A 26030-nucleotide genomic window follows, 5' to 3' on the forward strand; every position below is an offset into this window, starting at 1 on the left:
ACGCGCGGTCGGCAGAGCCGACCACCCTACAAACTCAGCAGTAAGCGCCCGCTTACACGCCGCGCGAGCGGTCAGCCCGGAACTGGATCCGGAACTCGTTGAACTTGTCCGCATCGATCGCATCGCGCATCTCCTGCATGATCTTCAGATAGAAGTGCAGGTTGTGGATCGTGTTCAGGCGCGCACCCAGGATCTCGTTCGAGCGGTGCAAGTGGTGCAGGTAGGCGCGCGAGAAGTTCTTGCAGCAATAGCAGTCGCAGCTCTCGTCCAGCGGCGCCGCGTCGTCCTTGTAGCGCGCGTTCTTGATCTTGACGTCGCCGAAGCGCGTGAACAGCCAGCCGTTGCGGGCGTTGCGGGTCGGCATCACGCAGTCGAACATGTCGACGCCGTTGGCCACGCCCTCGACCAGGTCTTCCGGGGTGCCCACGCCCATCAGGTAGTGCGGCTTGTTCTCCGGCAGGCGCGGGCCGACGTGGGCCAGGATGCGCTGCATGTCTTCCTTCGGCTCGCCCACCGACAGGCCGCCGATCGCCAGGCCCGGGAAATGAATATCTTCCAGACCCGCCAGCGACTCGTCGCGCAGGTGCTCGTACATGCCGCCCTGGACGATGCCGAACAGCGCGTTCGGATTCTCGCCGCGCTTGAACTCGTTCATCGAGCGCTGGGCCCAGCGCAGCGACATGCGCATCGACTTGGCCGCTTCCTCGGCGGTGGCCGGGCGGCCGTCGATCTCGTAGGGGGTGCATTCGTCGAACTGCATCACGATGTCCGAGTTCAGCGAGCGCTGGATCTGCATCGACACTTCGGGCGACAGGAACTGGCGCGAGCCATCGATCGGCGAGGCGAACTTGACGCCCTCTTCCGTGATCTTGCGCATCGCGCCCAGCGAGAACACCTGGAAGCCGCCCGAATCGGTCAGGATCGGGCCGTCCCAGCCCATGAACTTGTGCAGGCCGCCGAACTTGTCGAGCACCGCCGTGCCCGGGCGCAGCCACAGGTGGAAGGTGTTACCCAGGATGATCTGCGAGCCCACTTCCTTCAGCTCGACCGGCGACATCGCCTTGACCGAGCCGTAGGTCCCGACCGGCATGAAGATCGGGGTTTCGATGGTGCCGTGGTTGAGCTTGAGGCGGCCGCGGCGCGCGTGCGACAGGCCGCTGGTGTCTTTTTTCAGTAAGGTAAATTCGAGCATCGGTATCTATTAGCGTGAGCGCGTCGTGAGCAGCATGGCGTCGCCATAGCTGAAGAAGCGGTATTCGTTGGCGATCGCATGGGCATAGGCCTTGCGGATCTCGTGGTAGCCGGCAAAGGCCGACACCAGCATCATCAGGGTCGACTTGGGCAGGTGGAAGTTGGTGATCAGGCGGGTCACCGTCTTGAAGGTGTAGCCCGGCGTGATGAACAGCGCCGTGTCGTCGCTGCCCGCCTTGAGCTCGCCCGACTGCGAGGCCGATTCCAGCGCCCGCAGGGAGGTGGTGCCGACCGCCACCACGTCGCGCCCCGCCGCCTTGGCGGCGCGCACCGCCTCCACCGTCTCTTCCGGGATCGTGTACCACTCGGAGTGCATCTGGTGCGCCGACAGGTCCTCGACCCGCACCGGCTGGAAGGTGCCGGCGCCCACGTGCAGGGTCACGTAGGCGAGCTTGACGCCTTTCGCGGCCAGGCGGTCCAGCAAAGGCTGGTCGAAATGCAGGCCGGCGGTGGGCGCCGCCACCGCGCCGGGCTCCTTCGAATACACGGTCTGGTAGCGCTGTTCGTCAAATTCGTCGGCATTGTGCTCGATGTAGGGCGGCAGCGGCAGGCGGCCGTGGGCCTCGATCAGCTCGAACACGTCGCCTTCGAAGTGCAGCGTGAAGAACTCGCCGGCGCGTTCGCCGACCGTCACGTCGAAAGCGTCGGCCAGGCGGATGCGGTTGCCCGGCTTGGGCGACTTCGATGCGCGCACCTGCGCCAGCACCGTACGCTTGTCCTGCACCCGCTCGACCAGCACTTCCACCTGGCCGCCGGTTTCCTTGACGCCGAAGAAGCGCGCTTTCAATACGCGCGTATTGTTCATCACCAGGAGGTCGCCCGGCTGGAGCTGGTCGACGATGTCGGCGAAATGGCGGTCCGTGACCTGGTCGCCATCGAGCTGCAGCAGGCGCGAGGCGCTCCGGTCGGGCAGCGGATGCTGCGCGATCCGCTCTGGCGGCAGGTCGAAATCGAAATCGGAAAGCGAGTACATTGTTGTCAATTCTGGGAAAATGGATGCTGACAGCCTTACAATAGAGGCTGCAATGCGTGCGGCGAACCCTCTATTTTACGCCAGCAAACGCCGGGGTGCCCGTAAAATTGCCGCAATATGCCCGCTTCCAAGACCACATCCGCCCCCAAAACCCTTGAATCCAAGCTTGCCCGGCTGGGTCTGCGCACCGACATGGACCTGGTGCTGCACCTGCCGATGCGCTACGAGGACGAAACCAAGGTCGTTTCCATCCGTGAAGCGAGCATGCGCGGCCTGCAGACCTGGCAGGTCGAAGGGGTCGTCGTCAAGAACGAAATCAGCTACAAGCCGCGGCGCCAGCTGCTGGTGCAGATTGCCGACGACACGGGCGAGCTGCAGCTGCGCTTCATGAATTTCTACGGCAGCCAGGTCAAGCAATTGTCCGAAGGCGTGAGGGTGCGCGCCCGGGGCGAGCTGAAGCACGGCTTCTTCGGCGCCGAGATGGTCCACCCCACCTATAAGGTGATCAACGAAGGCGCGCCGCTGCCTACCTCGCTCACGCCGGTGTATCCGGCCGGCGAAGGCCTGTCGCAGACGGTGCTGCGGCGCGCGATCAACGACGCCATGAAGCGGGTGGACTGGCGCGACACTTTACCCAACGCTTTTCTGTCCCGCCTGCAGCTGTGGGACTTCGAGCCCTCGGTGCGCCTGCTGCACTACCCGCCGGTGGACGTGGACGAATACGCGCTGACCGAGCGTTCGCACCCGGCCTGGACCCGCATGAAGTTCGACGAGCTGCTGGCGCAGCAGCTGTCCCTGAAACGGGCGCAGCGCGCCCGGCGCGAGAAAGGCGCGCCGCAACTGCGCGCGGTCGGCGCGCTGTCCGAGTCCTTCCTGGCCGCCCTGCCCTTCCAGCTCACCGGCGCGCAGCAGCGGGTAGTCAAAGAGATCGGCGCCGACCTGCGCGAAGGCTATCCGATGCAGCGCCTGCTGCAGGGCGACGTCGGCAGCGGCAAGACCGTGGTGTCGGCGCTCGCCGCGGCGCAGGCGATCGACAGCGGCTACCAGGCGGCGCTGATGGCGCCAACGGAAATCCTGGCCGAGCAGCACTTCCGCAAGATCGCGGCCTGGATGGAGCCGCTCGGCGTGAAGGTGGCCTGGCTGACCGGCAGCCTGAAGAAGAAGGAAAAGGATGCGGCCAAGGAGCTGATCGAATCGGGCGAGGCCAAGCTGGTGATCGGCACCCACGCCCTGATCCAGGACACGGTGCAGTTCGCGCGCCTGGGCCTCGTCATCGTCGACGAGCAGCACCGCTTCGGCGTCGGCCAGCGCCTCACCCTGCGCAACAAGGGCAGCGACGGCCTGGTGCCGCACCAGCTCATGATGTCGGCCACGCCGATCCCGCGCACCCTGGCCATGACCTATTATGCCGACCTCGAAGTCTCGGTGATCGACGAGCTGCCCCCGGGGCGCAGCCCCATCGTCACCCGCGCCATCGACCAGAACCGGCGCATTGAAGTGATCGAGCGCGTGCACGCCGCGGCCCAGGAGGGCCGCCAGGTGTACTGGGTCTGCCCGCTGATCGAGGAATCCGAGGTGCTGCAGCTGCAGACCGCCACCGAGACCTACGAGACCCTGGCCGAAGCCCTGCCCGACTTGCAGGTGGGCCTGGTGCACGGGCGCCTCAAGCCGGCGGAAAAACAGGTGATCATGGACGCCTTCATCGCGGGCGAGATCCACGTGCTGGTGGCGACCACCGTGATCGAGGTCGGCGTCGACGTGCCGAACGCCTCGCTGATGGTGATCGAGCACGCCGAGCGCTTCGGCCTGTCGCAGCTGCACCAGCTGCGCGGCCGCGTGGGCCGGGGCTCGGCCGCGAGCGTGTGCTTACTCCTGTATCAGAGCCCGCTGGGCCAGGTGGCCAAGCAGCGCCTGATGACGATGCGCGAGACCACCGACGGCTTCGAGATCGCGCGGCGCGACCTGGAGATTCGCGGCCCCGGCGAATTCCTGGGTGCGCGCCAGTCGGGCGAGGCCATGCTGCGCTTCGCCGACCTGGAGACCGACCAGTGGATCGTGGAAAAGGCGCGCGACGTGGCGCAGTACCTGCTGGACAATGGCGAGCGGCCCGAATACATGGCGGTCATCGATGCCCACCTGACGCGCTGGCTGGGCGGGCGCGAGGAATTCCTCAAGGTGTAGGGAAGCACAAACCGTGACAATCCGATAGACATCGGGCCATCGAACCGGGCTATCGTGGCGGCTTGCCCACCACACCTGTACGGCCATGCCCCTCCTCGGACTCGGACTTCACCTGATCGTCGCCATCTTCTTCGCCGTCCACGCCGTGCGCACCGGGCGGCAGTTGTACTGGCTGCTGATCCTGTTCTCCTTCCCCCTGCTCGGCAGCCTCGTCTATTTCGCGGCGATCTTCCTGCCCCACTCGCGCCTCGAGCGCCAGGCCAGGATGGCCGGGCATGCGCTGCACAAGAAGCTCGACCCGGGGCGCGAAGTGCGCGAGGCGCGGCAAGCCTTCGACCTGACGCCGACCGCGCACAACCAGATGCGCCTGGCCGGCGCGCTGCTGGAGAACGGACAGAGCGCGGAAGCGGTGGCGCAATTCGACGCCTGCCTGCAGGGGCCGTTTGCCAACGACGCCGAAGTGATCCTGGGCGCCGCGCGTGCAAAAGCGGCGCATGGCCAGCCGGAGGCGGCGATCGGGCTGCTGGCGCCGCTGCAGGCGAAGCAGCCGGGCTACCGGCCGGAAGAAACCGGGCTGGTGCTGGGCCGCGCCTACGCCGCTACGGGAAGGCAGGCAGAAGCCGGCGCCCAGTTCGCGGCGCTTGCGGAGCGCTTCGGCAGTATCGAGGCGCGGGTGGAACTGGCGCTGTGGGCGCTCGCCAATCATGATGAGGCGGTGGCGCAGCGCGAATTGAAGGAGATCGAGCATGCGCGCCGGCACATGAACAAGTACACGCGCGACCTGCACCGGGAGCTGTTCCGGCGCTTGGATGCCGCCGTGGGTAGCCGCTGATTCAGGTACTGATCGCGTTGGTAAAGGTCAGCCGGTTCCCAAACGGGTCCTTTACCGACATGTCGCGCGCGCCCCAGGGCGTGTCGGCGATGTCCGGGCGGGCATAGCCATACTGCCTGGCCGCCAGCTCCGCCTGGTAGGCATCGATGTCGCCGACCTCGATGCGCATTGCCGCCCCAGGACAGCAATCGCCGTGGTGTTCGCTCAGGTGGAGGACGCAGCCGTCGCGCGCGACCTGCAGGTAGAGCGGCAGGCCGGGCTCGAAGCGGTGCTCCCAGTCGACCTTGAACCCCAGGAAGCCGACGTAGAATGCGCGGGCTTTCGTTTCGTCGAAGATGCGCAGGATGGGCGTGACTGCGCGCAGCATCTCAGTCGGCCCTGGTCAGCTCGACGCCGTCGACCGTCATCTTCCACTTGCCGTCCTCGCGGTGCGGCGGCTTGCTGACCACAAAGGTGGTGCGCACGAAAGCAACCCCGGCTTCGAAGTTGTTCCCCTTGAAGCCCTTCAGGTCGACGCTGAGGTTGACCTGGTCGTTCGGCCGGCCGCGCGTGTATTCGACCTTGCCTTGCTTCGACAGCGACAGCTGCATGTCCTTGCCCTGCCAGTCACCGACATAGTCCATCTTGTCCGCCGGGACCGGGTCGGCCCAGGCGGCGCTACTGGCAAACAGGCCGGCGGCCAGGACGAGGGATGGAAGGATACGCATGGGGAACTCCGCTGGAATGGTCATCGATACCGCTCCAGTATTCGCGCAGTGCTCCCGCTTGTCAATTCAGGCCGCATGCGCAGGCCGCAGGCTCCTGCGGTCGCTCTCGTAGGCCAGGCCGACCTGGCGCCGGATCTCGTCCATCACGCCCATCAGCGCCAGCGTCTCTTCCAGCTTCATGCCGGGGCTCTCGAGCAAGCCTGCCTTGAAGCAGCGCTGCGCCTCGATCACTTCGTGCACGTAGCCATTGCCGAGATAGGGCGTGTCGACCGTGCGGGTGCTGCCGTCCTCGAGGCTGACGGTGACGCTTGTCGCGCGGTGGAACATGGTGTTCATGCGCACGTGGCCGCGCGAGCCCGACACCGTCAGCTCGCAGGGCGTGCGCGCCTGGAAGGAACAGCTGCACACCGACAAGCCGCCGCCTTCGTGCCGGAGGGTGAAGCCGGTCTGCACGTCGACGCCGGTTTCTCCGAGCGCGGCCTGGGCCTTGATCTCGGCGACCGGACCGAGCAGCGCGGTGGCGATCGACAGCGGGTAGATGCCCAGGTCGAGCAGCGCGCCGCCGCCGAGTTCGGGATTGTAGACGCGATGCTCGGGGCCGGCATTTGGCGTGATGCCGAAGTCCGCCACCACCTGGCGCACCGTGCCGATCTCGCCGGAGGCGATGATGCGCCGCACTTCGTCGAAGGCCGGCAGGTAGCGCGTCCACATGGCTTCCATCAGGAACAGGCGGCGCGAGCGCGCCAGCGTGACCACCTGCTCGGCTTCGCGCAGGTTCATCGCGAACGGTTTTTCGACCAGCACGCCCTTGCCTGCGCGCAGCGCCATCAGGGCGTTGTCGGCATGCTGGGGATGCGGGGTGGCGACATAGACCAGGTCGATGCCGGCGGCGTCAAGCAGCTCCTGGTAGCTGCCATAGGCCGCGGCGCTGCCGGCGAATTCCTGGGCGAAGGCCCGGGCCTTGTCGAGGCTGCGCGACGCGACCGCCGCCAGCACGGCGTCCGGCACGTCCTTGAGCGCATTGGCGAAGGCGCGCGCGATCTTGCCCGTGCCGAGGATGCCCCAGCGTACTGCGTTTGCCATCGTATTCCTTTCAGGTGGTCTGCCGTTTTGGCCGGAAGACCGTCGTATCGAGATAAAAGTCACGGTCCTGGCCGGGCCACCAGCCCGGCACGCCAAGCACCGGCAGCGGCGTGAAGCCGGCCGTCGTCAAGCCTGCGCGCGCCAGTTCGTCCGCCACATGGGCGTCGAGCCAGGCACGCTGCTCGCCAGGAGCCAGCGCCAGCACATCATCGCCGGCGAAGATGACACGCGTATGTGCGGTGATCGCCTTGCGCGGCGCCACCAGCTTTTCCATCAGCGCGTGGCCGAACAGCCAGATCCGCACGTCGCTGTCGAAGACGGCGCGCTTGTCATGGAGGGCGGACAGCCAGCCGTGGGCCCGCAGTTCGTCCACCAGCGCCCGTCCGCTACTCCCCTCGCGCACCACCAGCAGCGCGGCGTTCTCGTCGAAAATGGTGGCGGCATCGCGCGCCGGACCGCGCGACTTGCCGATGCCGGCCTGGGCGATCTGGGTGGCCTGCAGGGCATTGAGCTGGCGCTTGATGAGCGGGAAGGTCTGCCACACCAGGCCGTTGAAGAAGTCGTGCAGGTTGTCGCGGGTCGGAACCTGGCCGGTGGCGCCAATGAATTCCTCGTAGGCCGTCCCCTCCGGCAGCGCCGACTGCGGCACGAAGCGCAGCGGCAGGCCCGCGCCGTTGCGCAGACCGAGCGCGGTCGCGTTGCGGTTGAAGGCGTCGATGAAGTCATCGCCGTCCAGGCCCAGCCGCGCAACTTCCAGCCAGGCCGGCCGCACCGCGTCATACCACGGGCGCGGCCAGTCGATCTGCGACAGCATGCAGGCTTACACCATCTTCCAGGAGATGGTCTCGCCGGCGTTGAGCGGCACCAGCGCGTGTTCGCCGAAGGGCACGGTTTCGGGCAGGGTCCAGGACTCGCGCTTGAGCGTGATCGTCCCTTCGTTGACCGGCAGGCCGTAGAAGGCCGGACCGTTCAGGCTGGCGAAGGCTTCGAGCTTGTCGAGCGCGCCGGCCTGGGCGAAGGCTTCGGTATACATCTCCATCGCGTGCAGCGCGGTGTAGCAGCCGGCGCAGCCGCAGGCGGCGTACTTGGTGTGCACCGCGTGCGGCGCCGAGTCGGTGCCGAGGAAGAAGCGCTCGTCGCCGCTGGTGGCGGCCGTGACCAGCGCCAGGCGGTGTTCCTCGCGCTTGAGCACCGGCAGGCAGTAGTAGTGCGGACGGATGCCGCCGCGGAAGATCTCGTTGCGGTTGTACAGCAGGTGGTGGGCGGTGATGGTCGCCGCGATCGGGCCTTCGGCCTCGGCCACGTACTGGGCCGCTTCCTTGGTGGTGATGTGCTCGAACACCACCTTCAGGACCGGCATGGCGCTGCGCAGCGGGCGCATGACGCGCTCGATGAACACGGCTTCGCGGTCGAACAGGTCGATGTCGTTGTCGGTCACTTCGCCGTGCACCAGCAGCGGCATGCCGACTTCCTGCATCACTTCCAGCGTCTTGTAGCACTTCGTCAGGTCGGTCACGCCGGCATCCGAATTGGTGGTGGCGCCGGCCGGATACAGCTTGACCGCGTGGACGAAGCCGGAATCCTGGGCGCGGCGGATCTCGTCCGGATCGGTATTGTCGGTCAGGTACAGCGTCATCAGCGGCTCGAAAGAAACGCCTTCGGGCAGCGCCGCCAGGATGCGGTCGCGGTAGGCGGCAGCCATGGCGGTGGTGGTGACCGGCGGCTTCAGGTTCGGCATCACGATCGCACGCGCGAACTGGCGCGCGCTGTGCGGCAGCACGCTGCTCAGTGCCGCGCCGTCGCGCAGGTGCAGGTGCCAGTCGTCGGGGCGGGTGATGGTGATGGTGTCGGGGGTATCGATCGGGGACATGGCGGCTCTCGGATTGCGGATGCCGACATTCTAACCGCAGCGCGCCCTTGCAGCGCGCCGGGTGCGACGTTGACTAATGAATAATACGGGCCAAAAACTCGCGCGCCCGCTCGGACTTCGGCGCGCCGAAGAAGTCTTCGGCCGGGCTGTCCTCGACGATGCTGCCGTGGTCCATGAAGACGATCCGGTCCGCCACCTTGCGCGCGAAGCCCATCTCGTGGGTGACCACCATCATGGTCATGCCGTCCTGGGCCAGCCCCACCATCACGTCGAGCACCTCGCCGATCATTTCCGGGTCGAGGGCGGAGGTCGGCTCGTCGAACAGCATCGCCACCGGGTCCATCGCCAGCGCGCGCGCAATCGCCACGCGCTGCTGCTGGCCGCCCGAGAGCTGGCCCGGGAACTTGTCCTTGTGCGCCAGCAGGCCGACGCGGTCGAGGTATCTCAGGCCGCGCGCCAAGGCCTCTTCCTTGCTGCGGCCCAGCACCTTGACCTGGGCAAGTGTCAGATTCTCGCGTACCGACAGGTGCGGAAACAGCTCGAAGTTCTGGAACACCATGCCGATGCGCGCGCGCAGTTGCGACAGCTTCGTCCTGGGGTCGCCCACGGAAATGCCGTCCACCCGCACGATCCCCTCCTGGAAGGGTTCCAGCCCGTTGACGGTCTTGATCAGAGTGGATTTGCCGGAGCCGGAGGGTCCGCACACCACCACCACGTCGCCGCGTTCCACCCGGGTACTGCATGCGCGCAGCACCTGGAAGTTGCCGTACCACTTGCTGACGTTCTCGATTTCGATCATCTGTTGTACTCGTGTATGCGTGCTTGACAGCATTTCTAGCCACAAGGATACTTCGGAACTTGCCTTACCTACCAGAACGAATCGTCGTTCTCCTACGATAAAAATACCCAACAATTCGCCTTGCGACAGTGCCATCCCTGCCGCGGGTTATGCACAGGTCCACGAGACAGGAAGCATTATGGATAAAAAGAACCGCCTGACAACCTACATCCTGGTGGGCCTCGCGCTCGGGATCGTCGTCGGCTACGTGGCCAACACCAGCTTCGAGAACCCGGCCGGCTTTGCGGAGACGATGTCGCTGATCACGACCATGTTCCTTCGCCTGATCAAGATGATCATCGCGCCGCTGGTGTTCTCGACCCTGGTGGTCGGCATCGCCAAGATGGGCGACGCCAAGGAAGTGGGCCGTATCGGCGTCAAGGCACTGGGCTGGTTCTTCATCGCCTCGGTGATCTCGCTGTCGCTGGGCCTGATCCTGGTAAACCTGTTCCGTCCGGGTGACGCGATGGCCCTGTCGGGCGCCGTGCCGCCGGTAGGCGCCTCGTCGGGCATCACCACCACCGGCCTGACCATGAAGGACTTCATCACCCACCTGATCCCGACCTCGATCTTCGACGGCATGGCCCGCAACGAGATCCTGCAGATCGTCGTGTTCTCGGTATTCTTCGGCACCGCGGCCGCCGCCGTCGGCGCGCGCGCCACCCCGCTGATCGACGCGGTGGACGGCATCGCCCACATCATGCTCAAGCTCACCGGCTACGTCATGAACTTCGCGCCGATCGCCGTGTTCGCGGCGGTGGCCGGCGTGATCGCCAAGAGCGGCCTGGGCGTGCTGTCGACCTACGGCATCTTCATGGCCGAGTTCTACCTCGGCATCATCCTGCTGTGGGTGGTCCTGATCGCGATCGGCGGGATCTTCCTCGGCCGCCGCGTGCTGCGCCTGATCTCCGAGCTGAAGGAACCGACCATCCTGGCCTACACCTGCGCCTCGTCGGAAGCGGCTTTCCCGAAGACCCTGGAAGGCCTGGAGCGCTTCGGCGTCAAGAACCGCCTGGCCGCCTTCGTGCTGCCGATCGGTTACTCGTTCAACCTCGACGGCTCGATGATGTACTGCACCTTCGCGGCCGTGTTCATCGCCCAGGCCTACGGCATCGAGCTGGACCTGGCGACGCAGATGACCATGATGCTGGTCCTGATGCTGACCTCAAAGGGCATGGCCGGCGTGCCGCGCGCCTCGCTGGTCGTCATCGCCGCCACCCTGGCCCAGTTCAACATCCCGGAAGCCGGCCTGCTGCTCCTGCTGGGCATCGACCACTTCCTGGACATGGCCCGTTCGGCCACCAACGTGATCGGCAACGGCATCGCCACCGCCGTGGTCGCGAAGTGGGAAGGCGACCTGGCCGAACCGAACAAGGATCCGGCGGTTTCGCCGCTGCGCTGATCATCGGGACGAGATTCACCACGAAAGGCCTTCCAGCAATGGAGGGCCTTTTTCACATAACGACAATGAGGAGCGAGACATCATGAAACAGCTGTATATGGCAGGCCTGCTGCTGGGCGCGTTCGGCAGTGCCCACGCCGCCACCCAGACCATCGATTGCGGCCGCCTGCTCGACGTCAAGAGCGGCACCTGGCGCGAGCGCGTCAGCATCGTGGTCGAGGACGGCGTCGTGAAATCCGTCAGCCCAATGACCCAGGCCGCGGGGAACCTCGACCTGTCGCGCCATAGCTGCCTGCCGGGCCTGATCGACATGCACGTGCACCTGACCAGCGAGACCGCGCCGGCGGTCGACGCCTACCGCGACCGCCTGACCGCCGACCCGCAGGACATGGCCTTCCGTTCCGTCAAATACGCCCAGCGCACCCTGATGGCCGGCTTCACCACGGTGCGCGACCTCGGCGCGGCCGACGGCCTGAACGTCTCGCTCAAGCGCGCCATCGCCGCCGGCGAGATCCCCGGGCCGCGCATGTTCACCGCCGGCAAATCGATCGCCACCACCGGCGGCCATGCCGATCCGACCAACAACCTGTCCCACTTCCTGAGCGAGAAAATCGGCGCCCCCGGCCCCGAGAAGGGCGTGATCGACAGCCCGGAAGAAGGCCGCCAGGCCGTACGCCAGCGCTACAAGGAAGGCGCGGACCTGATCAAGATCACCGCCACCGGCGGCGTGCTGAGCCAGGCCGCCAACGGCCAGAACTCGCAGTACACCGAGGACGAGCTGAAGGCCATCGTCAGCACCGCCAAGGACTATGGCTTCCGCGTCGCGGCCCACGCCCATGGCGCCGAGGGCATGAAGCGCGCGTTGCGCGCCGGCGTCGACTCGATCGAGCACGGCACCCTGATGGACGACGAGACCGTCGCCCTGTTCAAGAAGACCGGCCACTGGTACGTGCCGACCATCTCGGCCGGCCGCTACGTGGCGGACAAGGCCAGGATTCCGGACTACTATTCGGCCCTGGTGCGCCCGAAGGCCGCCGCCATCGGCCCGCCGCTGCAGGCCACCTTTGCCCGCGCCCACAAGGCCGGCGTGAAGATCGCCTTCGGCACCGATGCCGGCGTGTTCCCGCACGGCGAGAACGCCAAGGAATTCGGCTACATGGTCGAGGCGGGAATGAGCCCTAGCGAGGCCATCCGTTCGGCGACCCTGCACGCCGCCGAACTGCTCGACCAGGGCAATCGCCTGGGCAAGGTCGAACCGGGCTTTGCTGCGGACATCATCGCCGTCGACGGCGATCCGCTGCGCGACGTGAAAGTGCTCGAGCAGGTCAAGTTCGTCATGAAGGACGGCGTCGTCTACAAGAAGCCGTAACCAGTTTATCGAAGGAGAAGTCCATGCTGTTCCAGAAATCCAGCCGCGCCTGCGCGGCGCTGTTCGCCTTCCTGTTCCTGCTCGCCTCGGCGGCGCAGGCGCAGGCAACCAAGCTGCCCAACGTGACCATCCTCGCCACCGGCGGCACCATCGCCGGCACCGGCGCCAGCAGCACCACCACGGTCGGCTATACCGCCGCCACCGTGGGCGTGCAGGCGCTGATCCAGGCGGTCCCGGAAATTACCAGGGTGGCGAACGTCACCGGCGAGCAGGTGTTCCAGATCGCCAGCGAAAACATGGGTAACGAGCACTGGCTGATCCTGGCCAAGCGCGTCAACACCCTGCTGGCGCAGCCGAACGTGGACGGTATCGTCGTCACGCACGGCACCGACACGCTGGAAGAGACGGCCTACTTCCTGAACCTGGTCGTCAAGAGCAGCAAGCCGGTGGTGGTGGTGGGGTCGATGCGCCCGTCCACCGCGCTGTCGGCGGACGGCCCGATCAACCTGTACAACGCGGTCAACCTGGCCGGCTCGCCGAGCGCAGTGGGCAAGGGCGTGCTGGTGGCGATGAACGACCAGATCCACGCGGCGCGCGACGTCACCAAGGCCAACACCACCACCGCCGACACCTTCCGTGCGGCCGAACTGGGCATGATCGGCTACATCCAGGGCGGCAAGCCTTTCTTCTACCGTGAGGTGACGCGCAAGCACACGGCTGACACCGAATTCGACGTGTCGAAGCTGGATGCGCTGCCGCAGGTGGACGTGGCCTATGCGTATGCCAACGTGGGCGACATGGCGGTGAAGGCGCTGGTGGCCGCCGGCGCCAAGGGCCTGGTGCATGCGGGCGTGGGCAATGGCAGCCTGCCGGCGAAAACCAAGCCGGCCCTGGTCGCGGCGCGTGAAAAGGGTGTGGTGATCGTACGTTCGTCGCGCGTCGGCCAGGGCATCGTGGCGCGCAATGGCGAGGCCAACGACGACCAGCTCGACTTCGTGGTGGCGGATACGCTGAGCCCGCAGAAGGCGCGTATTCTCTTGATGCTGGCGCTGACCAGGACCAGCAATACGAAGGAGATTCAGCGGATGTTCTACACCTACTGAGCCGGCACTGTTTGAACGCGCGGTCGGCGAAGCCGACCACGCGTTCAACTACACCTTGAATATTCGCTTCAACTACTTCGCAATCTCCAGCGGCGGCGACGCCAGCTCCTCATCCGGCCGCGCCAGCTGCCGTTCCCACATCTGCGCATACAGGCCGCGCGCCGCCAGCAAGGAGCCGTGCGTGCCGCGCTCCACGATCTTCCCGTGATCGAGCACGATGATCTGCTGCGCATCGGCGATGGTCGACAGCCGGTGCGCGATCACCAGGGTGGTGCGGTCCTTCGCAATGTCCTTCAGTTGCGCCTGGATCGCCTGCTCCGACTTCGAATCCAGCGCCGAGGTCGCCTCATCGAAAATCAGGATCGCCGGGTTCTTCAGCAGGGTACGCGCGATCGCCACGCGCTGCTTCTCGCCGCCCGACAGCTTCAGGCCGCGCTCGCCCACCATGGTCTGGTAGCCATCCGGCAGGCTCTCGATGAAGTCGTGGATCGAGGCCGCGCGCGCCGCCGCCACGATGTCTCCATGCGAGGCGCCCGGCCGGCCATAGGCGATGTTGTATTCGATGCTGTCGTTGAACAGCACCGTATCCTGGGGCACGATGCCGATCGATGCGCGCAGCGATTGCTGGGTGATGTTGCGCAGGTCCTGACCGTCGATGCGGATCGCCCCGCCGTTCACATCGTAGAAACGGAACAGCAGGCGCGACAGGGTCGACTTGCCCGAGCCGCTGTGCCCCACCACCGCGGTCGTGGTCCCGGCTGGAATCGTGAAATCGACGTCGAACAGGATCTGGCGTTTGGCTTCGTAGCTGAACTCGACGTGCGAAAACTCGACCTGGGCGCCGCGTGTCACGAGGGGCTGGGCGCCCGGGCTGTCGGCCACTTCGCGGTTCTGGTCGAGCAGCGAGAACAGGCGCTCCATGTCGGCCAGACTCTGCTTGATCTCGCGGTAGATCACGCCCAGGAAGTTCAGCGGAATATACAACTGGATCATGAAGGAATTCACCAGCACCAGGTCGCCCAGCGTCATGGTGCCGGCGATCACGCCTTCGGTGGCGCGCCACAGGATCAGGGTGACGGCGGTGGCGATGATCAGGGACTGGCCCGTGTTCAGGAAAGACAGCGAAGTCTGCGAACGCACCGCGGCGTTCTCGAAGCTCTGCAGGCCCTGGTCGTAGCGTTTGGCCTCGTATTCCTCGTTGCCGAAGTACTTCACCGTTTCGTAGTTGAGCAGCGAATCGATGGCCTTGGTGTTGGCCTTGGAGTCGAGCTCGTTCATGGTGCGGCGGAAGTGCGTGCGCCACTCGGTCACGATCACCGTGAAGGCGATGTAGCTCACCAGGGCCACGCCGGTGATGACGGTGAACCAGATGTCGTAGTTCAGCACCAGGTAGCCAAGCACCAGGGTGATCTCCACCAGCGTCGGCAGCACGTTGAACAGCGAGTACGAGATGAGCGAATTCACGCCGCGCGTGCCGCGCTCGATGTCGCGCGTCATGCCGCCGGTCTGGCGGTTCAGGTGAAAGCGCAGCGACAGCGCATGCAGGTGGCGGAACACCTTCAGCGCGATGGTGCGCACCGCGCGCTGGGTCACGCGCGCGAACAGGAATTCGCGCAGTTCGGTGAACAGCGTGGTGGACAGGCGCAGCAGGCCATAGGCGACCAGCGCGCCGAGCGGCAGCACCAGCAACGCATGCGGGTCTTTCGGGTCGACGGCGAGCTGGTCGATCAGCTGCTTGAGCACCAGCGGCACGCCGACGTTGGCGAGTTTTGCGCCGACCAGCGCGGCGAGCGCGGCCAGCACGCGCCATTTGTAGACCCACAGATAGGGGAACAGGGTGCGCAGGGTGGCCCAGTCATTGCGGGGCACGCCCTTGGAATCGGGCGGCAGGGGTACGGTAGAGGCTGGAGTGCGTCGCATGGCAGGGCTGGGGGATTTATGGTTCAATTCGGGACGATTGTAGCTTTTACCGAGAAATCAAGATGACCACGCCACAAAATGCCGCCCCACGTACCCGCCTGCCCGAAGGCAAGATGCCCGAACTGCGCGTGATGCCCGCGCCGTCCGACGCCAACGTCTACGGGGACGTGTTCGGCGGCTGGATCATGGCCCAGGTCGACGTCGCCGGCTCGCTGCCGGCCACCCGCCGCGCGAACGGACGCGTGGCCACCATCGCCGTGAACTCCTTCCTGTTCAAGCAGCCGGTGTTCGTGGGCGACCTGCTGTCCTTCTATGCCGAGATCGTCAAGGTCGGCAATACCTCGATCACCGTCTGCGTCGAAGTCTATGCCGAGCGCAACCGCCTGCAGGCGGATGTCGTGAAAGTCACCGAGGCCCAGCTGACCTATGTCGCCACCGGCCCGGACCGCAAACCGCGCCAGCTGCCGCCGCTCGATTCGCTGATCAGTCACGAGTGATGGCATCCGGGCGCCGGCTGTTCCTGCTCGACGCCACGCGGCTTTCCGCTGCGCTGTCCGCCGCCAGCCTGGGCGCCTGCGCCTCGTCCGCGAAAACGCCCTACCCGTTCAGCCTGGGCGTGGCCTCGGGCGCGCCCCTGCCCGATTCGGTCATCCTGTGGACGCGCGTGTTGAGCGAGCCGCTCAAGGCGGAGTCCACGCCGCCGCTCGCCATGACGCTGCGCTGGGAAGTCGCGCACGACGAGGCTTTTCGCAGCATCGCCGCGCAAGGCACGGCGGTTGCTGCGCCGGAACTCGCACACAGCGTGCACGTCGACATACAAGGCCTGGCGCCGGGGCGCTGGTACTGGTACCGCTTCATGCTGGGCGACGCCGTCAGCCCGGTCGGCCGCACCCGCACCGCGCCGGCGCGCGATGAGATGCCCGGCCAGCTCAGGCTGGCGGTGGCATCCTGCCAGCACTGGGAGTTCGGCAGCTATGCGGCGCACCGACACATCGCGGCAAACAGTCCCGACCTGGTCGCCTTCCTGGGCGACTACATCTACGAGTGGGGGCCCTACCAGCTGCGCCATCCGGCACGCGCGGTGCGCAGCGACGAGTCGTTCACGCTGGCGGACTACCGCAAACGCTATGCGCAATATAAAAGCGATCCGGACCTGCAGGCCGCGCATGCGGCGGCGCCCTGGATCGTGACCTGAGACGACCACGAGGTGGCCAACGACTACGCCGGCCTGCGCGACGAGCGCCTGGCCCAGGATTTCGCCGCCCGCCGCGCCGCGGCCTACCAGGCCTTCTATGAACACATGCCGCTGCGCCTGCCCGCCGTGCGGCGCGACGGCTTTGCGCAGGTCGAGCTGTTCCAGCGTGTCGACTGGGGCCGGCTGGCGCGCTTCCACGTGCTCGACGACCGCCAGTACCGTTCACCGCAGGCCTGCACCAAGTCGGATACCCGCGGCGGCTCGAACGCCGTGTTCGCGCGCGCCTGCGAGGCCCTGCGCGATCCGCGCCGCACGATGCTGGGCGCGCAGCAGGAAGCCTGGCTGGAGCAAGGCCTGGCCAGCTCGCGTGCAAGGTGGAACATCCTGGCGCAGCAGACCCTGATGGCGCAGTCGAGCAGCGTGCCCGTCGTGAAGCCGGAAGACGGCCGCTTCTGGACCGATGGCTGGGACGGCTACCCGGCGGCGCGCCGGCGCCTGCTGGACACCATCGTCAGGCAGGGCGCCCACAATCCGCTGATGCTGGGCGGCGACGTGCACACCTTTTATACGACCGCGCTGCGGCCGGATTTCTCCAGGCCGGTGTCGAAGCAGAACGCGGTGGTGGCGACGGAATTCGTGGGCACCTCGGTGACTTCCAGCTCACGCCCGCAGGAGCGCACGCTGGCGCAGATAGAGAACAACCCGCACATCCTGTACGGGCGCAGCGACAAGCGCGGCTACATGCTGCTGGAGATCACGCCGAAGCAGACGCTGACCCGCTTCATGGGACTGGACGACGTCCGGAATGCAAAATCGGCCATCGCGGAACTGGCTGCGTTCCGCGTGGCCGACGGGGTGGCGGGCGCCGAGCGGACAAGCTAGGATCAGGGCGTAGGGTGGGCGGCTCCACCCGGCAATATGATCGCCTGCAGCACAGACGCCGCCCACGCGTTCAAACAGAATTCGAACAGCCGCCTCGCCTGCGCATGCGTGAGTTAAACGCGTGGGCGGCGTCGACGATAACGGCATGCTGACCGAGGGGTGGAGCCGCCCACCCTACGGTCTTGTCGAGAGGGCTCAGGCCGAGGTCTTCTCGTCGCGCAGCTCGCGCCGCAGGATCTTGCCCACGTTGGTCTTCGGCAGCGTCTCGCGGAACTCCACGTACTTGGGCCGCTTGTAGCCCGTGAACTGCTCCTTGCAGAAGGCCATGACCTGCTCGCTGGTGAGCGCGGCATCCTTCTTGACGATGTACAGCTTGACCGCCTCGCCCGAATTCTTGTCCGGCACGCCCACGCAGGCCACTTCCAGCACGCCCGGCATCGCCGCGACCACGCCTTCGATCTCGTTCGGATACACGTTGAAGCCCGAGACCAGGATCATGTCCTTCTTGCGGTCGACGATGCGGGTATAGCCCTTCTCGTCCATGATGCCGATGTCGCCAGTCTTGAAGAAGCCGTCCGGGGTCATGACCTTGGCGGTTTCGTCGTCGCGCTGCCAGTAGCCGGCCATCACCTGCGGGCCGCGCACCGCGATTTCGCCGGCGGTGCCGAACGGGACCTCGTTGCCGGCTTCGTCCAGGATGCGGATCTCGGTCGAAGGCAGCGGCAGGCCGATGGTGCCGGTAAAGTCGGTGATGTCGCAGCGGTTCGCGGTGACCACCGGCGAGGTCTCGGACAGGCCGTAGCCCTCGACGATCGGGATGCCGGTAATCGAGAGCCACTTGTCGGCCACGGCCTTTTGCACCGCCATGCCGCCGCCCGGGCACACCAGGAGGCCCGAGAAGTCGAGCTTGGCGAATTCCGGGTTGTTCACCAGGCCGTTGTAGAGCGTGTTCACGGCCGGGAAGATATTGATGCGGTAGCCGCCCAGCTCCTTGATGAAGCCCGGGATATCGCGCGGATTCGGAATGAGGAGGTTCATGCCGCCCACGCGCAGGCCCAGCAGCGCGCACACGGTCAGCGCATAGATGTGGTACAGCGGCAGCGCGCACACGAACTGCGGTTGCTCGCCGGCCTTCATCTTGCCCAGGGTCGGGGCGAACCAGGCTTCGTTCTGCAGCACGTTGGCGATCACGTGCTTGTGCAGCAGCACCGCGCCTTTCGAGACGCCGGTGGTGCCGCCGGTGTACTGCAGGAAGGCGATGTCGTCATGGCCGATGCTGACCGGACGCAGGGTCGCGCCCTGGGCCTGCGCCAGCATGCGCTTGAAGCCGATCGAGCCCGGCAGCGACCAGGCCGGCACCATCTTCTTGACCTTGCGGACCACCAGGTTGACCAGCGTGCCCTTCAGGCCGCCCAGCAGGTCGCCCATGCTGGCCACGACGATGTGCTTGACCTGGGTGTGCTGGACCACCTGTTCCAGCGTGTGCGCGAAGTTCTCCAGCACCACGATGGCCTCGGCGCCCGAGTCGGTCAGCTGGTGCTGCAGCTCGCGCGGGGTGTAGAGCGGATTGACGTTGACGATCACGTAGCCGGCGCGCAGCACGGCGGCCATCGCGACCGGGTACTGCAGCACGTTCGGCAGCATGATGGCCACGCGCGCGCCCGGCTTCAGGCCGCGGCCCTGCAGCCAGGCCGCCATGCGGCCGGACAGGCGGTCCAGTTCTGCGAAGCTCAGGGTCTTGCCCATGCACGCATAGGCCTTGCGGTCGGCGTACTTGCGGAACGCCTCCTCCAGCAGATGCGTCAGGGAGCGGTACTGCGTGGGGTCGATCTCCGCAGGTACGCCGCCCTCGTACGACTTGAGCCAAAACTTGTCCATCCGTGCCTCACCTTCTGTATCTGATGCTATGTCCATTAAAACGCGAAGCCGCCCGTAGCGTGGCAGCTTCGGGGCGGCTTCCGCGGGGCCGGCATGCTGCGCCGGCCGTCATGCTGCCGTCAGGCGGTTTCCGCCTGCTTCTTCTCGTCCCGCAGTGCGCGGCGCAGGATCTTGCCGACGTTGGTCTTCGGCAGCTCGTCGCGGAACTCGATGTACTTCGGTTTCTTGTAGCCGGTGAACTGCTGCTTGCAGTAGTCCATCAGCTGCTCGGCGCTCAGGTTCGGGTCCTTGCGCACCACAAACACCTTCACCGCTTCGCCGGAATGCTCGTCCGGCACGCCGATCACGGCGCATTCCAGCACGCCCGGGTGGCCGGCGATCACGCCTTCCAGCTCGTTCGGGTAGACGTTGAAGCCCGAGACCAGGATCATGTCCTTCTTGCGGTCGACGATCTTCACGTAGCCGTCCGCGTCCATGATGCCGACGTCGCCCGACTTGAAGAAGCCGTCCGGCGTCATGACCTTGGCCGTCTCGTCCGGGCGGTTCCAGTAGCCCGCCATCACCTGCGGGCCGCGGATGGCGATCTCGCCGATCTGGCCGATGCCCATCGGCTTGCCCTCGTCGTCCAGGATCGCGATGTCGGTGGACGGGATCGGCAGGCCGATGGTGCCGGTGAATTCCTTCACGTCGGCGCGGTTGCAGGTGGCCACCGGCGCGGTCTCCGACAGGCCGTAGCCTTCGATGATCGCGGTGCCCGTGACCTGCTTCCACTTGTCGTTGACGGCCTTCTGCACCGCCATGCCGCCGCCGTTCGACACCTTCAGGCCCGAGAAGTCCACGGTGCCGATGTCCGGGTGGTTCACCAGCGCGTTGTACAAGGTGTTCACGGCCGGCAGCATGTTGATCTTGTACTTGCCCAGCTCCTTGATGAAGCCCGGGATGTCGCGCGGGTTCACGATCAGGATGTTCAGCGCGCCGGTGCGCATGCCCCACATCGCGCAGGCCGTCAGCGCGAAGATGTGGTACAGCGGCAGCGCGCAGACGATCACGGTCTGCTCGCTCGACTGCCCCATCGCCGGCGCCGACCAGGCTTCGGTCTGCAGCACGTTGGCGATCACGTTGCGGTGCGTGAGCGTCGCGCCTTTCGACACGCCGGTGGTGCCGCCGGTGTACTGCAGGAAGGCGATGTCCGAGGACTTCAGCTCGACCTTCGAGAACGGCATCCTGGCGCCCTGCGACAGCGCTTCCTTGAAGCGCACCATGTTCGGCAACGAGTACTCCGGCACCATCTTCTTGATGTTGCGGACCACGAAGTTGACCAGCATGCCCTTGGCGCCGCCCAGCATCTCGCCCATGCTCGCCACCACCACGTGCTTGAGCGGGGTCTTGCCCATCACCTGCTGCACCGTGTTCGCGAAGTTCTCGAGCACGATGATCGCCTCGCTGCCCGAGTCCTTGATCTGGTGCTCGAGCTCGCGCGGCGTGTACAGTGGATTCACGTTGACCACGGTATAGCCGGCGCGCAGCACGGCGGCGATCGCGATCGGGTACTGCAGCACGTTCGGCATCATGATCGCCACCCGCGCACCAGGTTCCATGCCGCGGCTCTGCAGCCAGCCGGCCAGCTTCTTCGAGTAGGCATCCAGCTCGCCGTAGGTCAGGAACTTATCCATGCACACGTAGGCGTTGCGGTCGGCGTACTTGCTGAAGGACTCCTCCAGCATGTGCACCAGCGACGCATACTGGTCAGGGTTGATCTCGCTTGGTACGTTCGGGGGGTACGACTTCAGCCAAATTTTGTCCATCGGATGCCTTTTGTCTCGAATAGTTATCGTGGTGGTCCGAGCGTGCGCAGTCCAGCATTGCGCCTTTGCTATCGCCTTTTGTGATGCTATCGGGCAGCGCCAATGCGCGCAAGTTCTTTTAAGTCGATTGGAACGGGTCCTCTATATGCGTTTATTTCCCCGTACTGGCGACCTCGCCCATGGTGCGCTGCACCACGAGCGGCGCCGTCGGGGCCGGCGCCGCCAGCCTGGCCAGCACCCGGTGGCGCTCGGCCTTGTCGAGCTTGGCGATCTGCCGGACCGACTTGTAGAAAGCGGTCCAGCTGCGCTCCTTGCGCAGCAGCGCGCGGAAGGCCGGGACGAAGTCGTTGTAGGTGGCGATCGAGGCCAGGTGGGCGTTCGACAGCGGCTCGGCGAAGAAGCGGTCGTAGCCCGCGTAACCGCCCCAGTTCGCCTTCAGCACCTGGTAGTCGTCCTTCAGCGCCATGAACAGCCTGGCCTTGGTGGCGCGCTTCTCGTCGCGGCTCATGTCGCTCGCATAGGTCTTCTCCAGCTCGCCGCGATAGCGCACCAGCAGCGCCATGAAATCCTTCTTGCGCATCGTGTAGCGCTCGAAGGACTCCATCATGGCCTGGTTGCCGAAGCGCTCCAGCCAGCCCTCGACGCCGGCCTGCTCCACCGCGCTGGCGAAGGATTCGTTGAACTTCGAGTCGCCCGGCACGTACACCACCTGGTGCGCCAGCTCGTGGAAGATCAGGCGCGCCAGCTCGGCGTCCGGATAGTGGATGAAGGTCGAGATCAAGGGGTCGCTGAACCACCCCAGGGTCGAATAGGCGCTGACCCCGCCCACTTCCACGTCGTGGCCCTGGCTGCGCAGCTGTTTCGCGTAGGCCTGGGCTTCCTGCTTGCTGTAGTAGCCGCGGTAGTTCACGCAGCCGGCCACCGGGAAGCACCACTGCATGGGTTTGAGCGACAGCTCGGGCGTGGCGACCACGTTCCACAGTACGTAGGGGCGCTTGATGTTGGTGAAGTTGGTGTAGCTGCCGTTGTCCGGCAGCTTCATCTCCTGGATCGCATAGCGGCGGATCTGGCGTGCGCTTTCCAGGCGATGGCGCAGCTTGCTGTTGGTGGAGGGATCGGCCAGCCAGGCATCGATCGGACGGGAGTCCGTCAGCAGTTCGAGCTGGCCTTGCGCGGCCTGGGTGTAGTAGGAGAGGGATGTACAGCTTGACAACATCAGGGCCGCGGCGGTGGCGGCCATGAATGGCTTGAAAGCCCGGGAAAATCTAGTGGTGGAGTTCATCTCGCGTTGACGGCGCGGCCTTTTCGACCTGCACCAGGGTGTCGTAGAAAGTGGGCGCCCTGCCCATGTCGGTCAGTCGCTGGCTGGTCACTTCATTGGCGTTCTTGCCGTCGCTGGCGAGTTTCTTCCACCAGATCGACAAGCCCACCACCAGTCCTTCGCGCGCCTTGTCGGTGACGCGTGCACGGGCGTTGAACGAGCCGCGATCGTTGAAGATACGCGCCATGTCACCGTGGGCGATGCCGCGTCGTGCGGCGTCGTTCGGGTGGATGTCGAGGTGCGGCTCGCCCTCGGTTGCGCGTAGGCTCTGTACATTGACAAAGGTCGAGTTGAGGAAGTTCCTTGCCGGAGGCGAGATCATCGCCAGCGGGTACTTCCGTGCCAGTTCCGGGTTGGAAGCGGCCGATTCATACGGCGGGATATAGGCCGGGACCGGGTCGAGCCCGTCGCGCGCCATGCTGCTTGAATAGAATTCGCACTTGCCCGAAGGGGTCGGGAAGCCCCCTTCCGCGAACGGCGCCTCGGGCATATTCAGTTTCTGCCAGCCCTTGCGCTTGAGCGCGTCCCAGTCGAAGTGCACCGCGCGCTCGTGGCGCTTGTCGAAGGCCTGGGCGGCCAGCTCGTCGTCGCTCTCCCGGAAGCAGGGGTCGTCGAAGCCCATGCGCGCGGCCAGCAGGCGGAAGAACTCGGTGTTCGGCTTCGCTTCGCCGACCGGTGCGATGGCAGCGTTATTCGCCATCATGTACAGGTGGCCGTAGGCCAGGTGCGCATCGACGTGCTCGAGCTGGGTGGTGGCCGGCAGCAGGATGTCGGCATAGTCGGCGCTGTCGGTCTGGAAGTGTTCCAGCACCACGGTGAACAGGTCTTCGCGCTCGAAGCCCTTCTGTACCTTGGCGGAATCGGGAGCGATGGCCAGCGGATTGGCGTTGTAGACGATGACGGCCTCGATCTTCGGGCCGAACTCGGGCGAGGCCTCCTTGAGCAGGTCGTCGCCGATGGTGGTCATGTTGATGGTACGCGCCATCCGCCCCCCCAGCAGGTCGGGGCGCTGCAGGAAGGGGCGGTTGGCCGGGAAGGAACCCGAGGTCGACAGCTGCACCCCACCGGCCCGGTGGCGCCAGGCGCCGACCAGCGCCGGCAGGCAGGCGATATTGCGCACCGCCATGCCGCCGCCGCGCACGCGCTGCAGGCCGTAGTTCATGCGGATCGCGGCGCCCTCGCCGCTACGGGCGGTCTGGCCGTACAGGCGCGCCAGTTCGATCACCTCGCCGGCCGTGATGCCGCAGGTCTCGGCGGTGCGCTCCGGCGTCCATTCCAGCGCGCGCTGTTTCAGTTCTTCGTAGCCCAGCGTGTACTTGCCCACGTAGTCGTGGTCGATCAGATCTTCGGTGATGAGCACGTGCATCATGCCCAGCGCCAGCGCGGCGTCCGTCCCGGGAAGCAGGGCTATGTGCTGGTGACATTTCTCGGCCGTCAGCGAGCGGTAGGGATCGATCGCAATCAGTGTCGCACCGCGGCGCTTGGCTTCCTGCACGCGCATCCACAGGTGCAGGTTGGAGGCGATCGGGTTGCCGCCCCAGATCAGGATCAGCTTGGCATCCTGGAAATGCTCGATGTCGGTGCCGATCGAGCCGCCGATGGTGTACTTGTAGCCGGTGGCGCCGGCGGTGGCGCAGATGGTGCGGTCCAGCTGCGAGGCCCCGAGCTTGTTGAAGAAGCGTAAGGACATCGAGTCGCCCTGCACCAGTCCCATGGTGCCGGCATAGCTGTACGGAAGAATGGCTTGCGGGTCGCGCGCTGCGATCGCCCCAAGGCGCGCGGCGATCTCGTCGATCGCCTCGGCCCAGGTGATGCGCGCGAATTTTCCTTCGCCCTTGCGGCCGACGCGGCGCATCGGATACAGCACGCGGTCCGGGTGGTAGGTGCGCTCCACGTAGCGCGACACCTTGGTACACAGCACGCCGGCGGTGGTCGGGTGCTCCGGATCGCCTTTTACCTCGGTCGCCACGCCATTGTCGACGGTGACGAGGATGGCGCAGGTATCGGGGCAATCGTGGGGGCAGGCGGCGCGGACTTGTGTAACTGGCATGGAGTGGGGGCGAGGGAAAATACTTCGTGAAACCAATACTTTATACGATCTTGGGGAGGTCCGTCCCCTCCTCTTTCATTGCCTGTTTGAGGCAGGCTACAATGGTTCAAGACATGCAATGCAAGCATGACAAAACATGGAGGGACTGATGAAACTTGTGGAACCAATCCTGGCCTGCCTGCCGGAACTTCAGGACATCCGGCGCGACCTGCACGCGCACCCGGAGCTGTGCTACGAAGAGCAGCGCACCGCCGACGTGGTGGCGGCCAAGCTGACGGAATGGGGCATCCCGATCGTGCGCGGCCTGGGCGTGACCGGCGTGGTGGGTGCGATCAAGAACGGCACGTCGCACCGCGCGATCGGCCTGCGCGCCGACATGGATGCGCTGCCCATGCAAGAGATCAATGGCTTCGCCCACGCTTCGCGCCATCCAGGCAAGATGCACGCCTGCGGCCACGACGGCCACACCGCCATGCTGCTCGGCGCCGCCCAGCACCTGGCGCGGCACCGCAACTTCGACGGCACCGTCTACCTGATCTTCCAGCCGGCCGAGGAAGGCGGCGGCGGCGCGCGCCGCATGATGGACGAGGGTCTGTTCGCGCAGTTCCCGATGGAGGCGGTGTACGGCATGCACAACTGGCCGGGCATCCCGGAGGGGCACTTCGGCGTGGTGTCCGGGCCGATGATGGCCTCCAGTAACGAGTTCCGCGTGACCGTGCGCGGCAAGGGCGCCCATGCGGCACAGCCACACCGCGGCATCGACCCGGTGATGGTGGCGGTGCAGATCGCCCAGGCCTGGCAGACCATCGTATCGCGCGAAAAGAACCCGCTGGAATCGGCGGTGCTGTCGATCACCCAGATCCATGCCGGCAGCGCCACCAACGTGATTCCCGACGAAGCGGAACTGGTGGGCACCGTGCGCACCTTCTCCTATGAGGTACTGGATCTGATCCAGCGCCGCATGGAAGAGATCGCGACCGGTGTCGCCGCCGCCTTCAATGCCTCGGTCGACTTCGGCTTCAAGCGCAATTACCCGCCGCTGATCAATCATCCGGAGCAGACCGCCTTCGCGGTCGAGGCGATGCGCGCGGTGGTGGGGGCGGAGCGCGTCGATACGCAGGTCGAACCGACCATGGGGGCGGAAGACTTTGCCTTCATGCTGCAGGAAAAGCCGGGGTGCTATGTGTTCCTCGGCAATGGGGACGGGGCGCACCGCGCCGGCGGGCATGGGCTGGGGCCGTGCCAGCTGCATAACACCAGTTATGACTTCAATGACAATTTGCTGCCGATCGGGGCGAGTTATTGGGTACGCTTGGTTGAAATGAGCCTACCGAAGGCCTGATTCTCGTAGGGTGTGCGGCTCCGCCGCA

At 65.8% G+C, this 26030-nt stretch carries 20 protein-coding genes and 1 pseudogene; 8 read left to right on the top strand and 13 right to left on the bottom strand.

Features of this window, described 5'->3' with window-relative positions:
• Positions 1-52: 52 nt before the first annotated feature.
• Positions 53-1192 (bottom strand): tRNA guanosine(34) transglycosylase Tgt, encoded by a 1140-nt coding sequence (gene tgt, locus MasN3_RS24765; RefSeq protein ID WP_281911072.1) that lies wholly within the window; start codon positions 1190-1192, stop codon positions 53-55.
• A 9-nt stretch (positions 1193-1201) separates the two neighbouring features.
• Positions 1202-2224, bottom strand: coding sequence for a tRNA preQ1(34) S-adenosylmethionine ribosyltransferase-isomerase QueA (gene queA / locus MasN3_RS24770; protein WP_281911073.1), 1023 nt, complete (start codon positions 2222-2224; stop codon positions 1202-1204).
• 117 nt (positions 2225-2341) lie between these two features.
• Between queA and recG the strand changes: the two genes are divergently transcribed.
• Positions 2342-4405: an ATP-dependent DNA helicase RecG gene (recG, locus tag MasN3_RS24775; RefSeq protein ID WP_281911075.1), complete on the top strand. Its 2064-nt coding sequence runs from the start codon at positions 2342-2344 to the stop codon at positions 4403-4405.
• Positions 4406-4490: 85 nt separating this feature from the next.
• Positions 4491-5237, top strand: coding sequence for a tetratricopeptide repeat protein (locus tag MasN3_RS24780; protein WP_281911077.1), 747 nt, complete (start codon positions 4491-4493; stop codon positions 5235-5237).
• A gap of 1 nt (position 5238) precedes the next feature.
• On the opposite strand, the gene MasN3_RS24785 is transcribed toward MasN3_RS24780, so the two are convergent.
• The 6 genes from MasN3_RS24785 to MasN3_RS24810 form a co-directional block, all read right to left on the bottom strand.
• Positions 5239-5604 carry a glyoxalase superfamily protein gene (locus MasN3_RS24785; RefSeq protein WP_281911080.1) on the bottom strand — a complete coding sequence of 122 codons (366 nt, stop codon included), beginning with the start codon at positions 5602-5604 and terminating at the stop codon, positions 5239-5241.
• Position 5605: 1 nt separating this feature from the next.
• Complete coding sequence (locus MasN3_RS24790) at positions 5606-5944, bottom strand: hypothetical protein (protein WP_281911081.1); 339 nt, start codon at positions 5942-5944, stop codon at positions 5606-5608.
• A 66-nt stretch (positions 5945-6010) separates the two neighbouring features.
• A complete protein-coding gene (locus tag MasN3_RS24795) occupies positions 6011-7027 on the bottom strand; it encodes a Gfo/Idh/MocA family protein (RefSeq protein ID WP_281911083.1) in 1017 nt (338 codons plus the stop codon).
• A gap of 10 nt (positions 7028-7037) precedes the next feature.
• Positions 7038-7841: a DUF3025 domain-containing protein gene (locus MasN3_RS24800; protein ID WP_281911084.1), complete on the bottom strand. Its 804-nt coding sequence runs from the start codon at positions 7839-7841 to the stop codon at positions 7038-7040.
• Between the two features lie 6 nt (positions 7842-7847).
• Positions 7848-8897: a dihydroorotase gene (gene pyrC, locus MasN3_RS24805; protein ID WP_281911085.1), complete on the bottom strand. Its 1050-nt coding sequence runs from the start codon at positions 8895-8897 to the stop codon at positions 7848-7850.
• 73 nt (positions 8898-8970) lie between these two features.
• The gene (locus MasN3_RS24810) at positions 8971-9696 is read right to left on the bottom strand and encodes an amino acid ABC transporter ATP-binding protein (RefSeq protein ID WP_281911088.1); all 726 of its coding nucleotides are present in this window, start codon (positions 9694-9696) and stop codon (positions 8971-8973) included.
• A 178-nt stretch (positions 9697-9874) separates the two neighbouring features.
• On the opposite strand from MasN3_RS24810, the gene MasN3_RS24815 reads away from it, so the two are divergent.
• From MasN3_RS24815 to MasN3_RS24825, 3 genes are all read left to right on the top strand, one after another.
• Positions 9875-11137 (top strand): dicarboxylate/amino acid:cation symporter, encoded by a 1263-nt coding sequence (locus MasN3_RS24815; RefSeq protein ID WP_281911091.1) that lies wholly within the window; start codon positions 9875-9877, stop codon positions 11135-11137.
• A gap of 82 nt (positions 11138-11219) precedes the next feature.
• Entirely contained in the window at positions 11220-12506 is a 1287-nt protein-coding gene (locus MasN3_RS24820) for a metal-dependent hydrolase family protein (RefSeq protein ID WP_281911093.1), read from the top strand.
• Positions 12507-12529: 23 nt separating this feature from the next.
• Positions 12530-13609: a type II asparaginase gene (locus tag MasN3_RS24825; protein ID WP_281911094.1), complete on the top strand. Its 1080-nt coding sequence runs from the start codon at positions 12530-12532 to the stop codon at positions 13607-13609.
• Between the two features lie 72 nt (positions 13610-13681).
• On the opposite strand, the gene MasN3_RS24830 is transcribed toward MasN3_RS24825, so the two are convergent.
• Complete coding sequence (locus MasN3_RS24830; RefSeq protein ID WP_281911096.1) at positions 13682-15529, bottom strand: ABCB family ABC transporter ATP-binding protein/permease; 1848 nt, start codon at positions 15527-15529, stop codon at positions 13682-13684.
• Between the two features lie 62 nt (positions 15530-15591).
• Between MasN3_RS24830 and MasN3_RS24835 the strand changes: the two genes are divergently transcribed.
• Together MasN3_RS24835 and MasN3_RS24840 are read left to right on the top strand one after the other, a co-directional pair.
• Complete coding sequence (locus MasN3_RS24835) at positions 15592-16026, top strand: acyl-CoA thioesterase (RefSeq protein ID WP_281911097.1); 435 nt, start codon at positions 15592-15594, stop codon at positions 16024-16026.
• A pseudogene (locus tag MasN3_RS24840) lies at positions 16026-17606 on the top strand (alkaline phosphatase D family protein). Before MasN3_RS24835 ends, MasN3_RS24840 begins: the two are co-directional and overlap by 1 nt.
• A 195-nt stretch (positions 17607-17801) precedes the next feature.
• Here MasN3_RS24840 and MasN3_RS24845 read toward each other — a convergent pair.
• The 4 genes from MasN3_RS24845 to MasN3_RS24860 all read right to left on the bottom strand — a co-directional run bounded on the left by MasN3_RS24845 (position 17802) and on the right by MasN3_RS24860 (position 24660).
• Positions 17802-19484, bottom strand: a complete 1683-nt coding sequence (locus MasN3_RS24845; protein WP_281911099.1) for a long-chain-fatty-acid--CoA ligase — start codon at positions 19482-19484, stop codon at positions 17802-17804.
• Between the two features lie 119 nt (positions 19485-19603).
• Positions 19604-21289 carry a long-chain-fatty-acid--CoA ligase gene (locus MasN3_RS24850; RefSeq protein WP_281911100.1) on the bottom strand — a complete coding sequence of 562 codons (1686 nt, stop codon included), beginning with the start codon at positions 21287-21289 and terminating at the stop codon, positions 19604-19606.
• A gap of 151 nt (positions 21290-21440) precedes the next feature.
• Positions 21441-22529 (bottom strand): aminopeptidase, encoded by a 1089-nt coding sequence (locus MasN3_RS24855; RefSeq protein ID WP_281911102.1) that lies wholly within the window; start codon positions 22527-22529, stop codon positions 21441-21443.
• A 25-nt stretch (positions 22530-22554) separates the two neighbouring features.
• Positions 22555-24660, bottom strand: coding sequence for a molybdopterin-containing oxidoreductase family protein (locus MasN3_RS24860; RefSeq protein ID WP_281911104.1), 2106 nt, complete (start codon positions 24658-24660; stop codon positions 22555-22557).
• 148 nt (positions 24661-24808) lie between these two features.
• On the opposite strand from MasN3_RS24860, the gene MasN3_RS24865 reads away from it, so the two are divergent.
• Complete coding sequence (locus tag MasN3_RS24865) at positions 24809-26002, top strand: M20 aminoacylase family protein (protein ID WP_281911107.1); 1194 nt, start codon at positions 24809-24811, stop codon at positions 26000-26002.
• The last annotated feature ends 28 nt before the right edge of the window (positions 26003-26030 follow it).

Source organism: Massilia varians, from assembly GCF_027923905.1.
In the GTDB taxonomy this organism is placed as follows: Bacteria; Pseudomonadota; Gammaproteobacteria; order Burkholderiales; family Burkholderiaceae_D; genus Telluria; species Telluria varians_B.

Excerpts from the sequence above, each read along its gene's own strand:
- MasN3_RS24785 (WP_281911080.1), bottom strand. The coding sequence starts at position 5,604 with ATGCTGCGCGCAGTCACGCCCATCCTGCGCATCTTCGACGAAACGAAA.
- pyrC (WP_281911085.1), bottom strand. The coding sequence starts at position 8,897 with ATGTCCCCGATCGATACCCCCGACACCATCACCATCACCCGCCCCGAC.
- MasN3_RS24810 (WP_281911088.1), bottom strand. The coding sequence starts at position 9,696 with ATGATCGAAATCGAGAACGTCAGCAAGTGGTACGGCAACTTCCAGGTG.
- MasN3_RS24855 (WP_281911102.1), bottom strand. The coding sequence starts at position 22,529 with ATGGCCGCCACCGCCGCGGCCCTGATGTTGTCAAGCTGTACATCCCTC.
- MasN3_RS24825 (WP_281911094.1), top strand. The coding sequence starts at position 12,530 with ATGCTGTTCCAGAAATCCAGCCGCGCCTGCGCGGCGCTGTTCGCCTTC.
- MasN3_RS24795 (WP_281911083.1), bottom strand. The coding sequence starts at position 7,027 with ATGGCAAACGCAGTACGCTGGGGCATCCTCGGCACGGGCAAGATCGCG.
- MasN3_RS24860 (WP_281911104.1), bottom strand. The coding sequence starts at position 24,660 with ATGCCAGTTACACAAGTCCGCGCCGCCTGCCCCCACGATTGCCCCGAT.
- MasN3_RS24845 (WP_281911099.1), bottom strand. The coding sequence starts at position 19,484 with ATGGACAAGTTTTGGCTCAAGTCGTACGAGGGCGGCGTACCTGCGGAG.
- MasN3_RS24815 (WP_281911091.1), top strand. The coding sequence starts at position 9,875 with ATGGATAAAAAGAACCGCCTGACAACCTACATCCTGGTGGGCCTCGCG.
- MasN3_RS24790 (WP_281911081.1), bottom strand. The coding sequence starts at position 5,944 with ATGCGTATCCTTCCATCCCTCGTCCTGGCCGCCGGCCTGTTTGCCAGT.
- MasN3_RS24835 (WP_281911097.1), top strand. The coding sequence starts at position 15,592 with ATGACCACGCCACAAAATGCCGCCCCACGTACCCGCCTGCCCGAAGGC.
- MasN3_RS24820 (WP_281911093.1), top strand. The coding sequence starts at position 11,220 with ATGAAACAGCTGTATATGGCAGGCCTGCTGCTGGGCGCGTTCGGCAGT.
- MasN3_RS24830 (WP_281911096.1), bottom strand. The coding sequence starts at position 15,529 with ATGCGACGCACTCCAGCCTCTACCGTACCCCTGCCGCCCGATTCCAAG.
- MasN3_RS24865 (WP_281911107.1), top strand. The coding sequence starts at position 24,809 with ATGAAACTTGTGGAACCAATCCTGGCCTGCCTGCCGGAACTTCAGGAC.
- recG (WP_281911075.1), top strand. The coding sequence starts at position 2,342 with ATGCCCGCTTCCAAGACCACATCCGCCCCCAAAACCCTTGAATCCAAG.
- MasN3_RS24850 (WP_281911100.1), bottom strand. The coding sequence starts at position 21,289 with ATGGACAAAATTTGGCTGAAGTCGTACCCCCCGAACGTACCAAGCGAG.
- MasN3_RS24800 (WP_281911084.1), bottom strand. The coding sequence starts at position 7,841 with ATGCTGTCGCAGATCGACTGGCCGCGCCCGTGGTATGACGCGGTGCGG.
- tgt (WP_281911072.1), bottom strand. The coding sequence starts at position 1,192 with ATGCTCGAATTTACCTTACTGAAAAAAGACACCAGCGGCCTGTCGCAC.
- MasN3_RS24780 (WP_281911077.1), top strand. The coding sequence starts at position 4,491 with ATGCCCCTCCTCGGACTCGGACTTCACCTGATCGTCGCCATCTTCTTC.
- queA (WP_281911073.1), bottom strand. The coding sequence starts at position 2,224 with ATGTACTCGCTTTCCGATTTCGATTTCGACCTGCCGCCAGAGCGGATC.